A 14289-nucleotide genomic window follows, 5' to 3' on the forward strand; every position below is an offset into this window, starting at 1 on the left:
CGGGGTCGCCGTCTGGCAGGGCGTCCGCGCCAACCGGCTGCGGCCGCGGGCGGTCACCGACCTCGGCCGCCGCGAGGTCCGCAGCGCCTACGTCGGCGCGTCCCGCCTGCGTGAGGCGGCGCTCCGGAGGCTCGGCGCCGCCGGCGGCCTCTCCGACGCCGAGTCCCTGTTCGGCCTGCTCGGCGATCGCGCGGAACATGTGCGGCTGGCCGCGGTGGACGGTCTGGGCGCCTTCTTCGGACGGTTCGACGGGGGCCCGCGAGAGCGCCTGGAGCGATGGCATGCCGGCCGGGTCCCCGGGCGGCCAGTGCCGCCCACCGCGAACGATCCGGCCCTCCGCGACCTGGCGGACCGGACGGCGGAGCGCCTGACGCGCATGCTCAGGAGCGACCCCGCGCATCGCGACACGTATCACAACGCGCTGTGGCACATCCCGGAGGTGCGTCGCCTGCTACCGGCACTGCTCGACGATCCGCAGGGGCCGGTGCGCGCCACCGCGTTCCATCTCGGCGAGCGGTGGGGCGTCGTCGACTTCGCCCGCCGGCTAGAGCTCCTGGAGGATCCGCACCCTCACGTCCGCCAGGGCGCGGCGCTCGCCTTCATGCAACTGGTCCGAAGCGGGGACCTGACGGCGGCGGAGCGAAAGACCCTCCGCTCGCACCTCGAACGGCGACACGACGACCCCGACCGCTACGTCACCGTGTGGACGGCACAGGCGCTGACCCAACTCAAGACCTAAGGTCCATCCGAAGGGGCATGACGTCCTTGCGCCGCACGCCGCGCACGACGGACCGCATGCCACGGCGACCGGTAAGGGGCGCCGGGCTCGGTGATCTCGTCCCGTAGGGTCGGTACCGTGGGGTCGATGGAGAGCGCCGTCGTCGTCGGAGCGGGTCCGAACGGGCTGGCGGCCGGGGTCGCGCTGGCCGAGCGGGGCGTCCGGGTCACCGTGCTGGAGGCCGCCGGCACGATCGGCGGCGGCACGCGCAGCGGCGAGCTCACCGTGCCGGGGCTGGTCCACGACCACTGCTCGGGCTTCCATCCGATGGGCGTCGCGTCGCCGTTCCTGCGCACGCTCGACCTGGAGCGCCACGGCCTGACGTGGCGGTACCCCGAGATCGACCTCGCCCATCCCCTCGAAGGCGGCCGCGCCGCCGCGATGACCCGCTCGCTTCCCGAGACCGCCGCGGGACTCGGAGCGGACGGCCCCGCCTGGACGCGCCTGTTCGGCCCGCTGACCGCCGCCTTCGACGAGGTCGCCGCCGAGGTGATGCGCCCCGTCGTCCACCTGCCCCGGCACCCGGTCTCCCTGGCGAGGTTCGGGACCCGCGCGCTGCTGCCCGCGACCCTCGTGGCCCGCCGCTGGCGCACCGACGCGGCACGCGCGCTGTTCGGCGGCGTCGCCGCGCACGGCTTCCATCCCCTGGACCGTCCGACCACCGCCGCCATCGGGCTGATGCTGATCGCGGCAGGCCACCGGTACGGCTGGCCCGTCGCCGAAGGCGGCTCCCAGGCGATCACACGCGCGCTGGCCGCCCTCCTCACCAAGCACGGCGGCGCCATCGAGACCGGCGTGACCGTCCGCTCCTTGGACGACCTGCCCCCGGCGGACGCCGTGCTCCTGGATTTGACCCCCGCCGCCGTGGTCGCCCTCGCCGGTGACCGGCTGCCCCAGCACGTCCGTCGCGCCTACCTGCGCTACCGGCACGCGCCCGGCGCCTTCAAGCTCGACCTGGCCGTCGAGGGCGGCGTCCCCTGGGCCGACCCGCACAGCGGACGCGCCGGGACCGTCCATCTCGGCGGGACGCTGGAGGAGATGGCGCGGGCCGAGCGGGACACCAACCGCGGCCGGATGCCCGAGCGCCCGTTCGTCCTGGTCGGGCAGCAGTACCTCGCCGACCCGACCCGGTCGCGCGGCGACGTGCATCCCATCTACATCTACGCGCACGTGCCGCACGGATACGACGGTGACGCGACCGAGCCCATCCTCCGCCAGCTCGAACGCTTCGCGCCCGGCGTCCGCGACCGCATCATCGCGACGGCCGCGACCCGCGCCGACGCCTGGAGCGACTACAACGCCAACTACGTCGGCGGCGACATCATCAACGGCGCGAACACCGCCCTCCAGGTCGCGCTGCGCCCCCGGATCGCCCCCGACCCGTACCGGACCGGGATCCCGGGCGTCTACCTGTGCTCCGCCGCCGCTCCCCCCGGCGCCGGTGTGCACGGCATGAGCGGCTACAACGCCGCCCGCTCCGCCCTCCGCGCGTCGAGAGGACGTGCCGCCCGCGGTTAGGACGCCTTGTGGCGCTGGTAGTGCCGCGCGACGCGGACGCGGTTGCCGCAGCGGGCTGCCGAGCACCAGCGGCGGCGCGGATGGGCGGGGAGGAACAGCATCACGCAGTCGTCCGCCTCGCACTCGCGGATCCGCGCGGCGGCCGGGTCGGCGAGCAGATCCGCCGTCGCCTCGGCGAGCGCCGCCGCGAGCCGCGTCCCGGCCGGACCGCCGCGCCGCCGCGTCACGGTCACGGCCCCACCGTCCCAGGCGAGCTCGGCGATGGCGGGCGCCGCACGCTGAGCCCGGTTGAGGACGTCCAGGTCGTCCGGCGAAGGGGCCTCACCTTCCCGGACGCGGCCGATCGCATGGGCAGCCCCGTCCCGCACGGCGCGCACGGCGGCGAGATCCTCGTCCGTGGCACCGGCGGCGAGGTCGCCGGCCTCGGGCACCCGGTCGACCTGGAGACCGGCCCAGACCCGCAGATCGTCAGGTGTGACCAGCAGGTCGCCGTCGGCCGCCCGGGTGTTGACCAGATCCAGCGCCACCGGCTCCCCGACCAGGAACGTCGCGTCGCTCACCAGCTAATGCTACGTCGCCCCGAGGGCACGTTAGCCACCCTCCGCGGGCGGTGCGGTCAGTCCCGAACCTTGATCTTCTTCATGGTGGGCTGGGAGATGACGCGGGCGACGCCGGGGATGCCGATGAGCTTCTCGAACTGGAAGGCCTCGTAGGCGGCGTAGTCGGCGACGAGGACGCGCAGGTAGTAGTCGGGGGTGCCGAACATGCGGCGGAACTCGACGACCTCCTCGTAGCCGCCGATCGCGGCCTCCAGCCCTTCGAGGGTCTTGAGGTCGCTGACGGAGACCTCGATGGAGACCATGACCTCCAGCCCGAGGCCGGCCGCCGCCGGGTCCACGCGGGCCCGGTACCCGGTGATGATCCCGGCCTCCTCCAGCCGCTTCACCCGGCGCAGGCACGGCGGGGGCGTGAGCCCCACCCGCCTGGCCAGCTCGACGTTCGTCAGGCGGCCGTCCTGCTGGAGGTGGAACAAAATGGCGCGGTCGATCCGATCGAGATCCCTTTCATTGCGCATGAGCTGATTCTAGGATCATTACTCGAAACCATATAAGGCGGAAATCTCCCTAGAATTTCCCGTATGGCAACGCAGCATGACGAGCGCGCCGCCCCGGTTCCGTGCGCCCTCACGCCCCGGGAAGAGCGGCGCTCGGACCTCGTGGACGCGCTGAGGGACTCCGCGTCCGTGGGGTTGGGCGCGTTCCCGATGGGCGTCGCCTTCGGGGTGCTGGTCGTGCACTCGGGTCTCGAATGGTGGTGGGCGAGCACGTTCTCGGGCGTCATCTTCGCGGGCTCGCTGGAGTTCCTGTTCCTCGGGCTGGTCCTCGCCGCGGCCCCGCTCGCGTCCATCGCGGTCACGGCGTTCGCGGTCAACGTCCGGCACGTCTTCTACGCGCTGTCGTTCCCGCTGCACCGCGTCCGCGGGCGCCTCGGCAAGGCCTACAGCACGTTCGCGCTGACCGACGAGGCGTACGCGGTGACCGCCGGTGGAGCGGGCCGGACGTTCTCCAGCCGGCGCATCCTGGGGATCCAGGCGTTCGTCCACCTGTACTGGGCGGGCGGGGCCACGGCGGGCGCGCTGCTCGGCTCGGCCCTCCCCGCCGAGGTCAGGGGGCTGGAGTTCGCGGTGACGGCGCTGTTCACGGTCCTCGCCATCGACGCCGTCCGCGCCGGGCGGGACGTCCCGACGCCGGTCCTCGCCCTCGGGTGCGCGCTGGCCGGCAGGCTCGCCCTGCCCGGGCAGATGCTGCCGGCCGCGCTCGCCCTGTTCACCGCCTGCCTGCTGGCACGGTACGCCTGGACCCGATACACCCGGACGCCGTACGCGCGGACGCGGAGGGGCGGCGACCATGCCTGAGACCGGCTACCTGATCGCCGCCGTCGCCACCGCCGCCGCGGTCACCTGGGGGCTGCGCGCGCTGCCGTTCGCCGTCCTCGCGCCGCTGCGCGCCAGCCCGCTGATCGCCTACCTCTCCACCGCGATGCCCGCCGGGGTGCTGCTCATCCTCGCCGCCTACACCTTGCGCGACATCGATCCGGGGGTACCGGACCGGGCATGGCCGACCGTGCTGGCACTCGCCGTCACCGTGTCCGTCCATCTCTGGCGGCGCAACGGGATGCTGTCCGTCTCCGCCGGCACCGCCTTCCATGTCGTGCTGGTCAGCACCGTCTTCACCGGCTGACCAGCACGACGCGTCACTTCGGGAGCGGTCCGTTCACCTCCACCAGGGGAGGCGCGACGTAGCAGGAGCAGGGCGAGGTCGTGCCGACGGCCCAGATCGAGCCGCCGACGCGCGTGAGGCCCTCGACGGTGCCCTCGGCCTCCTCGCTCGTCCCGGTGACCCAGCGGCCGCCGGTCCAGTGCAGGAACAGCGGCCTGCTCGTCGTTCCGCCGTCGGTCATCCGGTACCCGGCGGCCCACACGCCGCCCCGGCCGTCCGTGGCCGCGGCGCTCAGCGAGGAGTCGGTCTGGGCGGGCTCGGGCAGGACGCGCCAGCGGACGCCGTCCCAGTGCAGGACGAACGGCCTCCCCTCGTGGTCGCCCACCGCCCACACGTCCTTGGCGGACACGGCGGTGACGCTCTGGAGCTGGGTGTTGCCGGACGGAAGGGTGACGGGGCTCCTCGTCCAGGCCCGGCCGTCCCAGTGCAGGACCAGCGCGACGTTGGTGTCCTTCTCGCCGTAATAGTAGCCGACCGCCCACACGTCCGACGCGGACACCGCCGCGACGCTCTGGAGCGTGTTGCTGAGGCGTCCCGGGCTCGGCGCGGGCACGCGCGACCAGCGGGTCCCGTCCCAGCGTTCGATGAGGGTGGCGGGGCCTGGGGCGTTCCAGTCGGAGAACAGGCCGACCGCCCACGCGTCGGTCGCGGAGACCGCGGCGACGTCGTTGAGCCGGTCGGCTCCCGGGTGGACGCCTTCGGGCGGCGCGGCGGGCGGCACCGCCGTCCACGCCGTGCCGTTCCAGTGCCGGATCACCGGTCCTTGCCCGGTGCTGTCGCCCACGGCCCAGACGTCGTTCGACGCCACGGCGCTGACGCCGTCCAGGCTGCCCGTGCCCGTCGGCGTGGCCGGCACCGGCACCGCCTTCCAGGACGAGCCGTCCCAGTGCTCGGCGACCGGGGTGGCGGTCTCGTACGGCGGCTGCCGCAGCCCCACCGCCCAGGCGTCGCCGCCTCCGAGCACGGCGACGTCGTTGAGCGTGCCCTCCTCCGCCGAGTGCGGCACCTTGCGCCAGTCCGGCGCGGCCCCGAGCGCGGCCGGTGCCGAGAAGAGCACCGCCCCCGCCGCCACGGCCACCGGAATCGCTAAACGCCGTGTGAATCGCACGTGAATTCCTCCCCCGTTTGGTCTCGGTCAGAGGAGGACGTCCCGGTGATCGCCGCGGTTGCCGTGATCGTCGCGGCCGGATCCGGCCGCGACGATCGGCGGGCGGTACGCGTCAGCGGCGCGCGCCCCGCGCGGCGGACGCGGCGGGACGGGGCACCAGGCAGCCGGAGCGGCCGTAGTCGAGGACGCTGCCGGGGGCGATGCAGGCGGCGAGGATGTAGGTCTCCTGCGCGTACCCGATGTTCGGCCGCACGGTCACGGCGCCGGACTGGTCGACCTCGCACGGGTTGTTGAGGGTGCAGCGGCCGCCGTCCTCGTTGATGGTGTTGTTGGCGCCGACGACCTGCCCGCTGGCGGCGTCGATGACGGGCGACCCCGAGGTGCCGCCGATGACCTGGCATTCGGACGTGTAGCGGAGCGAGTCCTTCCAGGTCCACTGGGACTCGCGGAGGCGGTAGGCGAAGCCGTCCAGGCGGCAGGAGTAGATCCGCCGCCAGTAGCCGGAGACGACGCGGATGTCGGTTCCCGCGGTCGGGTGCTGGAGCGACAGCCGCAGGGCGGGCGTGCCGTACGTCTGCTGGATGCGCGCGTAGGTGGTGTTGAGCCGGTACAGGGCCACGTCCGTGTCGGTCATGGTCGCGTACAGCATCGTGGACGCGCGGAGGGTGCCGAGCGTGCGCCGCCCGGTCGGGTCGAGCAGGCTGAAGGAGCGGCTGGACGCCCGGTTGGTGATCACCTGTCCGGCGGCGGGCTCGCCGCCCTCGTAGCAGTGGCCGTTGGTGAGCACGAGCGCCGGGTCGGTGTCGGCGGCGGTCGGGGTGCGGACGAGCGAGCCCGAGCAGTTGCTGAGGGCGACGATGCCGGTGAAGTCGACGGCGGTGATCGGCGGCGCGGGCGCGGCGGCAGCGGTCGCGGTTCCGGCGGTGGCGGTCACGGTCGCCGCGCCGAGGAATGCGGCGGCGATGATGCCGAGGAGGCGGCGGGGCATGGCGGGGTCCTTCCGGTCGGGTCGACGAGCGGTCGGGCCGGGGCGGGCGGGGCCGGCCGCGGGTCGCGCCGCCGGTCGCCCGCGCGGGCGGGGACGATGTGGCAGCGCGACGCTAGCCACGCAGCCCGCGTCCGAGAAGACCCGTTTTCACCGACCTGCGGTGACTCCGCCGATCAGGCACGCATTGCCAAGTCCCGCGCGGGGCCGGGCCGGCGCGAAGCCGGGCCGGCCCCGTCTCGTCACAGCGGCGTGATCTCCACCGGGACGGTGAGGACCCGGTCGGGGCCGAGGACGCGGACCGGGCCGTCCAGGGTGAAGGAGCCGTGCAGCGGCAGGTCCAGGCTGGAGCGGCCGACGGCGACCTCGATCAGTCCCGGCTCGACGATCCGCCGGAGGTCGGGGCCGGTGAACGAGGTGCGGTCCGCGTGGACGGTGAACGCGACGCGGGCCGCGGCGCCCGGCTCCAGCCGCACCCGGGCCCATCCGGCGAGCCAGCGCGCCGGGCGGACGACCGACGCGACCGGATCGGCCAGGTAGAGCTGGACGACCTCGGTGCCCGCGCGCTCCCCGACGTTGGTGACCACCGCGCTCACCGTGACCGTCCCGTCGGTGGCCGCCCGCTCGCCGACGCGGACGTCCGCGTAGTCGAACCGCGTCCAGGTCAGCCCGTGCCCGAACGGGAACGCCGGGGCGGGGTCGACCGCGCTCCACTCGTGCGGGCCGTCCATCCGCGAGCGCAGGTAGACGACGGGCGGGCCGGTGCCGCCGTGCGGCATGCTGATCGGCAGGCGTCCGGACGGCTCGGCGCGCCCGGACAGGATCCCGGCGAGCGCCGGTCCGCCCTCCTGGCCGGGGAAGAACGCCTGGACGATCGCGGCGGCCCGTCCCGCGATGCCCTCCATGGCGTAGGGGCGGCCCGCCAGCAGCACGACGACGGTGGGCGTGCCGGTGGCGAGCACGGCCTGGGCAAGCCGCGCCTGGCGTCCCGGCAGCGCGAGCGTCTCGGTGTCGGAGCCCTCCCCGGACGTGCCGCGGCCGAACAGCCCGGCGCGGTCGCCGAGCGCCAGCACGCACACGTCGGCGTCCCGCGCGGCCTCCACGGCGGCGTCGATGTCGGCGTCGTCCGGGACGAGCACGTCCCCGCCCGCCGCCACGCGGATCGCCGCGCCGGGCAGTTCGCCGCGCAGCGCGTCCGCGAGCGTGGGCATCTCCACGCCGAGCGGGAGATCGGGGTGGCTGCGGCCGACATGGCTCGGGAAGGTGTAGCAGCCGGTCATGGCGAAGGGGTCGGCGGCGAGCGGGCCGGTCACCGCGATCCGGGCTCCGGGGCGCAGCGGCAGCGTGCCGTCGTTGGCGAGCAGGACGATCGACTCCTCGGCCAGCCGCCGGGCGAGGGCCCGGTGCGCGGGCGGGTCGAAGTCCGGGGCGTCGTCGGCGGACGGGGCGGGCTCGGGCGGGCCGTCGAGGAGGCCGAGGCCGGCCTTGAGGGTGAGGACGCGGGACGCGGCGCGGTCCAGGAGGTCTTCCGGGACGGCGCCGCGCCGGACCTCGTCGATCAGCGGTTCGCCGTAGCAGCGGACGGTCGGCAGCTCCACGTCGATCCCGGCGCGCAGCGCGGACGCCGCCGCCTCGCCGCGGGACCCGGCGACGTTGTGGCGGCTCTGGAGGAACGAGACGCCGAAGTAGTCGGAGACGACGATGCCGGTGAAGCCCAGCTCGTCGCGCAGCAGGCCGGTGAGCAGCCGCGGGTCGGCGGCGGCGGGCATCCCGTCCACGTCGGTGTAGGAGTGCATGACCGAGCGGGCGCCGCCCTCGCGGAGCGCCATGACGAACGGTTCGACGATGACGTCGGCCAGCTCGCGCGGGCCGACGGGCGCGGGCGCCATGTTCCGGCCGGATCTGGACGCGGAGTAGCCCGCGAAGTGCTTGAGGGTCGCGACGATGCCGGAGCGCTCCAGCCCGCGCACGTAGGCCGTGCCGATGACGCCGACGAGCTGGGGATCCTCGCCGACGCACTCCTCCGTCCGCCCCCAGCGGGGGTCGCGGACGACGTCGAGGACGGGGGCGAGGCCCTGGTGGACCCCGGCGGCGCGCATGCTCGCCGCGATCGCGGCGGCCATCTCCTCGACCAGCTCGGGGTCGAAGGTCGCGCCCCAGGCGGGCGGGGACGGGAAGATGGTGGCGCCCCAGGTCATGAAGCCGTTGAGGCACTCCTCGTGCGCGATCGCGGGGAGCCCGAAGCGGTTGCCCTCGGCGACGCGCCGCTGGAGCGCGCGCAGCCGCGCGGCGCCCTCCGCGGCCGGGACGGGCGCGGTGCCGAACACGCGGGTGAGCTGGCCGAGCCCGTTCGGCAGGACGTCCTCCAGCGCGGGCGCGGTCTCGTGCGAGTCGTCCTCCATGGGCGCGACGGGGTCGCCGGGCGCGGCGGGGGTCGGCCAGAACCCGGCGAGCTGGCCCGCCTTCTCCTCGGTGGTCATCCGGGCCAGCAGGTCCGCGACGCGCTCGGCGGTGGGCAGGGCGGGGTCGCGCCAGGGCTCGGAAGCCGGTCCGGTCGGGGCGCCGGCTGCGGGGAGCGCTTCGGTCATCGGTCCTCCGGAGGGCAGGGCGGGGCGGTGGAGCCGCGCACGCGCAGTTCGGTGGCCAGCTCGACCCGGGGGGTGAGCGGCGGCCGGCCGTCGAGGAGCTGGAGCAGGGTGCGGGCGGCGACGCGGCCCATCTCCTCCAGCGGCTGCCGGACGGTGGTCAGCGGCGGCGAGAGCCACTCGCAGGTCGGCAGGTCGTCGAAGCCGACGACGCTGAGGTCCTCGGGGACGCGCAGCCCGGCGAGCCGCGCCGCCTGGTAGGCGCCCATGGCCTGCTGGTCGCTGCCCGCGAAGACGGCGGTGGGCGGGGACGGCAGCTCCAGCAGCTCGCGGGTGCGGGCGAAGCCGCCCTCGTGGTGGAAGTCGCCGTAGCGGACGAGGTCGCGGTCGACCTCGACGCCCGCGCGTTCGAGCGCGGACCGGTAGCCGTCCACCCGCGCCTGGGTGCACAGCATGTCGGCGGGCCCGCCGATCATCCCGATGCGGCGGTGCCCGAGGGCGAGGAGGTGCTCGGTGGCGGCGAGCCCGCCCGCCCAGTTGGTGGCGCCGACGCTGGCGATGTCGGTGTCGGGCAGGTTGACGGGGTCGACGAGGACGAGCGCGACCCCGGCGCGTTCGAGCTGCTCGCGCTGGCGGCGCGTCATCCGGGAGGTCACCAGGATGACGCCGTCGCTGTGGTGCAGCGCGGGCAGGTTCTGCCAGCTCGGCGGGCGCGCGTCGTCCTCGCGGACGAGCGAGACGACGACGCCGGTGCCGTGCTCGGCGCACTCGGCCTCGACGCCGCGCAGGATCTCCACGGCCCACGGGCTGTCGAGCCCGGCGAGCACGAGGTCGACCAGGCCGGAGCGGCGGGCGCGGCGGACGCCGCCGGGACCGGGGTAGTTGTGGGTGCGCAGCAGCGCCTCGACGCGCTCGCGGGTCGAGGCGGCCACGTCCGTCCGCCCGTTGAGGACCTTGGACACGGTGGCCTGCGAGACCCCCGCCTCGGCCGCGATGAGCGCGAGGGTCGGGCGGGACGGCCGGTCGGGCAGGTCGCCGGTGGCGCTGGCGGGCACGCTCGTTCCTTCCCGCCGCCGGGCCGCGCCCGGGGCGGTGCGGGGACGCGGACGGCGGCGCGGCCGCCCGCTCTCGTCGAGGGGGTCGGATCCGGTCCCGCCGGAGCGGCGGGAGACAACGGTTGCGAACAGTATCGCAATGTTTCGGTTCGTCCTAGCCCCCGGACGGCGCGACCGAGGCCGGGCGGAATTCGGGTCTTGACCGCCGACGGGCCGGTTCTTAGAGTTCCACGGCAACAGCGCATCGAAGGATTTCGAAACTTTTCGGAACTCGCCACGGCCCGCCCCGCGGCCCGGACCGTTCCCGGACCACCCCGGCCCGTCCCGACCCAGGAGGCCCTCATGGGCACCCCCCACCTGTCGCGCCGTTCGTTCCTCGCCACCGTCTCCGCGGGCGCCGCCGCGGCCACCGCCGGGCCCCTGCTGGCCGCCTGCGGCGGCGGCGGTTCCGGATCGGGCGGCAAGACCACCATCGAATGGTGGGACATCGCGACCACCGAGCCGTCCCAGTCGCTCTATCCGCAGATCATCAAGGCCTACCAGGCGGCGCACCCGGACGTGACCATCAAGATCACGAACCTGGAGAACGAGGCGTACAAGGCCAAGATGACCGCGGTCACGGCGTCCGGGAAACTGCCCGACATCTTCGTCACCTGGGGCGGCGGCGTGCTCAAGCAGCAGGTCGACGCCGGGCTCGTCGAGGACCTCACCGCCCGTTCGGCGTCCCTGGCCTCGGGGCTGATCCCGATCTCGTTGCAGGCCTACCAGTTCGGCGGGAAGACGTACGCGATCCCGCACGACATGGGCATGGTCGGGTTCTGGTACAACAAGCGGCTGTTCGCCAAGGCCGGGATCAAGGACGCGCCGCCGACCTGGGCGCGGCTGCTGGAGGACGTCCGCAAGCTCAAGGCGGCGGGGATCACCCCGATCGCCCTCGCGGGCAAGGAGAAGTGGCCCGCCCACTACTACTGGTCCTACCTCGCCCTGCGGATCGGCGGCACCCAGGCGCTCAAGCAGGCGGCCGCGTCCAACGACTTCTCCGCGCCCCCGTTCGTCGAGGCGGGCCGGCAGCTCAAGGCGCTCGCCGACCTCGCGCCGTTCCAGCAGGGCTACCAGGGCGCCGGCTACGACGCCCCGGGCGGCGAGGCGGCGACCATGGGCTCGGGACGCGCCGCCATGGAGCTGATGGGGCAGTGGGCGCCCAGCGTGCAGAAGGACGCCTCCGGCAAGGACCTGGGCGCCGACCTGGGCTTCTTCCCCTTCCCCGTCGTCGAGGGCGGCCCCGGGACCACCACCGACGTGTTCGGCGGCGGGAACGGCCACGCGCTCCGCAAGGGCGCCCCCGCGGCCGCGTACGACTTCCTGACCTTCCTCATCAACGCCGAGAACGAGCGCAAGCTGGTCTCGTCCGGCGGGTTCATGCCGGTCGTGAAGGGCGCCGAGAGCGCGATCGCCGACCCGAACCGCAAGCTCGTCGCGGAGACGCTCGCCAAAGCGACCGGCTTCCAGCTCTACCTGGACCAGGCGTTCCCCCCGGCGGTCGGCCAGGAGGTCAACGACAGCGTCACCGACCTCATCGCGGGCAAGAAGACACCCGAGCAGGTCGCCCAGGCGGTCACCAAGACGGCCAAGAGCCAATGACCCTGTCCGTCGAGACCGGCGACCGCCCGGTCGACTCCGCCCGCGCCCGGAACCGCCCCGGGCGCGGGCGGTACCGCGGCCGGGAGTCGGCCCGCCCGGCGCGGCGGATCCGGGACTGGGCGTCGGTCACCTGGTTCCTCGTCCCGGCGCTGCTGCTGTTCGCCCTGTTCGTCCTGGTCCCGATCGCCGTCGCGCTCTACACCAGCCTGTTCCGGTGGGGCGGCTTCGGGCCTCCGGAGGACTTCGTCGGGCTGGGCAACTACACCCGGCTGTTCGACGACCCGGTGTTCCGCGGCGACCTGTGGCGCGGGCTCTTCCTCGTCGTCCTGTCGATCGCCGTCCAGCTCCCGTTCGCGCTCGGCACGGCGGTGCTGCTCAACCAGCGCCTTCCCGGCCGGGCCGTCTACCGGACGCTGTTCTTCGCCCCCTACGTGCTGTCCGAGGTCGTCACCGGCGTGCTGTTCGGCATGATCTTCCTGCCGGGCGACGGCCTCGCCGACCACCTGCTGGACGGCGTCCCGGTCCTCGACGGGCTCGCGGGCCGGTGGTTCTCCGACCCGTCCACCGCGCTGCCCACCGTCTTCCTCGTCATGACGTGGAAGTACTTCGGCTTCCACATGATGCTCTACCTCGCCGGGCTGCAGAGCATCCCGTCCGAGGTGCTGGAGGCCGCCGCGATCGACGGCGCGGGCCCCTGGCGCCGCTTCCGGCACGTGACGCTGCCGCTGCTCGGGCCCACCCTGCGGATCAGCGTGTTCCTGTCCGTCATCGGGTCGATCCAGCTCTTCGACCTGGTCTGGGTCACCACGTCCGGCGGCCCCACCCACTCCTCGGAGACGATGGCCGTGACCATGTTCCAGTTCGGCTTCAAGCGGTACCAGGTCGGGTACGCCGGCGCGATCAGCGTGGTCATGTTCGCCGTCAGCCTGGTGTTCTCCCTGCTCTACCAGCGCTTCGCGCTGCGCCGCGACCTGCGCGGCGCCGTCACCTCGATGGGGGCGGGACGGTGAGCGGCGGCCGCGCCCTCCCCGGCCGCACCTCGCCCCGGCGCGCCCCCTCCGGACGCGCCTCCGCCGGTCCCGCCCTCGCCGGACGCACCACCGCGGGCGGCGTGCTCCGGCACGCGGCCGTCTGGGCCATCGGCGCGTTCGTCGCCGTCCCGCTGCTGTACGCGGTGATCTCGGGCTTCAAGACGACCGGCGACCTGACCGCGAACCCCTTCGGGCTCCCCTCGGACTGGCGGCCGTCGAACTACTCCGGCATCCTGTCGTCCGGCGCGTTCTGGCGGCAGATCGGCAACAGCGCGATGATCGCCGTGGGCACCGCGCTGCTCACCGTCGCCGCGTCCGCGCTGGCGGCGTTCGCGTTCGCCCGCTACGCCTTCCGGGGCCGCGAGGTCTTCTTCACCCTCTTCGCGATGGGCCTGATGTTCCCGTTCGCCGTCGCGGTGCTGCCGCTGTTCGTCCTGCTCAGGACCTTCGGGCTGCTCGACAACCCGCTCGGCGTGGTCCTCCCGCAGGCGGCGTTCGGGCTGCCCATGACGATCATCATCCTGCGCGGCTTCTTCCGGACGATCCCCGCCGAGCTGGAGGAGGCCGCCGTGATGGACGGCTGCGGGCGGTTCGGGTTCTTCTGGCGCATCCTGCTGCCGATGGCGCGGCCCGCCCTCGGCACGGTGTCCGTCCTCGCCATCGTGACGAGCTGGAACAACTTCTTCCTGCCGCTGCTGGTGTTCACCGACCCGAAGTGGCAGACGATCCCCGTCGGCGTCCAGCAGTTCCAGGGCCAGTACTCGACGGACTACGCGCTCGTCCTCGCCTACGTCGTGCTCGCGATGGTGCCCGCCCTCGCCTTCTACGCCGTCGCCGAGCGCCAGCTGATCGGCGGCCTGACCGCCGGCGCGACGAAGGGCTGACCCACCGGACGCGAAGATCTCCCCGAGACCGGGAATGGAACGCCCCCGGCGTGCGATATACCCCCTGCCCGTATATAGCGGGTAAGGGCCACGCCGGGAGGTACATCGATGTCCGAGCACGGGAGCGCACACGGCACGCACGAGCGAGCGGCCGCCGAGCACGGCGGGGCGAGCTGGACGATGGCCGCGCAAGCCACCCTGCACTGCCTGACCGGCTGCGCGATCGGCGAGGTCCTCGGCATGGTGATCGGCGTCGCGCTGGGACTGCACAACGCCGCGACCGTCGTGCTGTCGGTCGCGCTGGCCTTCGTGTTCGGGTACGGGCTGACGATGCGCGGCGTCCTGCGGGCCGGGGTAGGGCTGCGGGCGGCGCTCGGCGTGGCCCTCGCCGCGGACACCGTGTCGATCGCCGTCATGGAACTGCT

General features: G+C 74.0%; 14 protein-coding genes. 8 read left to right on the forward strand and 6 right to left on the reverse strand.

The features are described from left to right. The coding region (locus E1300_RS50685; RefSeq protein ID WP_207400218.1) for a HEAT repeat domain-containing protein at positions 1 to 739 on the forward strand (739 nt) is incomplete at its 5' end. Between the two features lie 126 nt (positions 740 to 865). Beyond that, on the forward strand, positions 866 to 2296 hold the full coding sequence (locus tag E1300_RS39545; protein WP_131762317.1) for a phytoene desaturase family protein: 1431 nt from the start codon (positions 866 to 868) through the stop codon (positions 2294 to 2296). Here the strand turns inward: E1300_RS39545 and E1300_RS39550 are convergent. Next, positions 2293 to 2856, reverse strand: a complete 564-nt coding sequence (locus E1300_RS39550; protein WP_131762319.1) for a CGNR zinc finger domain-containing protein — start codon at positions 2854 to 2856, stop codon at positions 2293 to 2295. The genes E1300_RS39545 and E1300_RS39550 overlap by 4 nt on opposite strands. Positions 2857 to 2912: 56 nt before the next feature. Further along, positions 2913 to 3371 carry an Lrp/AsnC family transcriptional regulator gene (locus E1300_RS39555; RefSeq protein ID WP_131762321.1) on the reverse strand — a complete coding sequence of 153 codons (459 nt, stop codon included), beginning with the start codon at positions 3369 to 3371 and terminating at the stop codon, positions 2913 to 2915. 63 nt (positions 3372 to 3434) lie between these two features. Between E1300_RS39555 and E1300_RS39560 the strand changes: the two genes are divergently transcribed. Both E1300_RS39560 and E1300_RS39565 read left to right on the forward strand, forming a co-directional pair. Beyond that, positions 3435 to 4211: an AzlC family ABC transporter permease gene (locus E1300_RS39560; RefSeq protein WP_131762323.1), complete on the forward strand. Its 777-nt coding sequence runs from the start codon at positions 3435 to 3437 to the stop codon at positions 4209 to 4211. Then, positions 4204 to 4536, forward strand: coding sequence for a branched-chain amino acid transporter permease (locus E1300_RS39565; RefSeq protein WP_131762325.1), 333 nt, complete (start codon positions 4204 to 4206; stop codon positions 4534 to 4536). The genes E1300_RS39560 and E1300_RS39565 overlap by 8 nt, the downstream gene beginning before the upstream one ends. Before the next feature lie 13 nt (positions 4537 to 4549). Here the strand turns inward: E1300_RS39565 and E1300_RS39570 are convergent, their stop codons facing one another. From E1300_RS39570 to E1300_RS39585, 4 genes are all read right to left on the reverse strand, one after another. Further along, on the reverse strand, positions 4550 to 5683 hold the full coding sequence (locus E1300_RS39570; protein WP_131762327.1) for a hypothetical protein: 1134 nt from the start codon (positions 5681 to 5683) through the stop codon (positions 4550 to 4552). Positions 5684 to 5795: 112 nt separating this feature from the next. Next, entirely contained in the window at positions 5796 to 6671 is an 876-nt protein-coding gene (locus tag E1300_RS39575) for a S1 family peptidase (RefSeq protein WP_131762328.1), read from the reverse strand. Positions 6672 to 6910: 239 nt separating this feature from the next. Further along, positions 6911 to 9256 carry a glycoside hydrolase family 3 N-terminal domain-containing protein gene (locus E1300_RS39580; protein ID WP_131762330.1) on the reverse strand — a complete coding sequence of 782 codons (2346 nt, stop codon included), beginning with the start codon at positions 9254 to 9256 and terminating at the stop codon, positions 6911 to 6913. Continuing rightward, positions 9253 to 10308 (reverse strand): LacI family DNA-binding transcriptional regulator, encoded by a 1056-nt coding sequence (locus E1300_RS39585; protein ID WP_242619683.1) that lies wholly within the window; start codon positions 10306 to 10308, stop codon positions 9253 to 9255. The genes E1300_RS39580 and E1300_RS39585 overlap by 4 nt, the downstream gene beginning before the upstream one ends. Positions 10309 to 10650: 342 nt before the next feature. Between E1300_RS39585 and E1300_RS39590 the strand changes: the two genes are divergently transcribed. From E1300_RS39590 to E1300_RS39610, 4 genes are all read left to right on the forward strand, one after another. Continuing rightward, complete coding sequence (locus tag E1300_RS39590; protein ID WP_131762332.1) at positions 10651 to 11949, forward strand: extracellular solute-binding protein; 1299 nt, start codon at positions 10651 to 10653, stop codon at positions 11947 to 11949. After that, entirely contained in the window at positions 11946 to 12959 is a 1014-nt protein-coding gene (locus tag E1300_RS53625; protein WP_131762334.1) for a carbohydrate ABC transporter permease, read from the forward strand. The genes E1300_RS39590 and E1300_RS53625 overlap by 4 nt, the downstream gene beginning before the upstream one ends. Then, entirely contained in the window at positions 12956 to 13864 is a 909-nt protein-coding gene (locus tag E1300_RS39605; RefSeq protein WP_242619684.1) for a carbohydrate ABC transporter permease, read from the forward strand. The genes E1300_RS53625 and E1300_RS39605 overlap by 4 nt, the downstream gene beginning before the upstream one ends. A gap of 108 nt (positions 13865 to 13972) precedes the next feature. Continuing rightward, positions 13973 to 14289: DUF4396 domain-containing protein (locus tag E1300_RS39610; RefSeq protein WP_131762336.1), on the forward strand; the 317-nt coding region annotated here is incomplete at its 3' end.

This window comes from Actinomadura fibrosa, assembly GCF_900659615.1.
In the GTDB taxonomy this organism is placed as follows: Bacteria; Actinomycetota; Actinomycetes; order Streptosporangiales; family Streptosporangiaceae; genus Spirillospora; species Spirillospora fibrosa.

Coding starts and splice junctions, on each gene's coding strand:
- E1300_RS39565 (WP_131762325.1), top strand. CDS start 4,204: ATGCCTGAGACCGGCTACCTGATCGCCGCCGTCGCCACCGCCGCCGCG.
- E1300_RS39560 (WP_131762323.1), top strand. CDS start 3,435: ATGGCAACGCAGCATGACGAGCGCGCCGCCCCGGTTCCGTGCGCCCTC.
- E1300_RS39590 (WP_131762332.1), top strand. CDS start 10,651: ATGGGCACCCCCCACCTGTCGCGCCGTTCGTTCCTCGCCACCGTCTCC.
- E1300_RS39575 (WP_131762328.1), bottom strand. CDS start 6,671: ATGCCCCGCCGCCTCCTCGGCATCATCGCCGCCGCATTCCTCGGCGCG.
- E1300_RS53625 (WP_131762334.1), top strand. CDS start 11,946: ATGACCCTGTCCGTCGAGACCGGCGACCGCCCGGTCGACTCCGCCCGC.
- E1300_RS39580 (WP_131762330.1), bottom strand. CDS start 9,256: ATGACCGAAGCGCTCCCCGCAGCCGGCGCCCCGACCGGACCGGCTTCC.
- E1300_RS39555 (WP_131762321.1), bottom strand. CDS start 3,371: ATGCGCAATGAAAGGGATCTCGATCGGATCGACCGCGCCATTTTGTTC.
- E1300_RS39545 (WP_131762317.1), top strand. CDS start 866: ATGGAGAGCGCCGTCGTCGTCGGAGCGGGTCCGAACGGGCTGGCGGCC.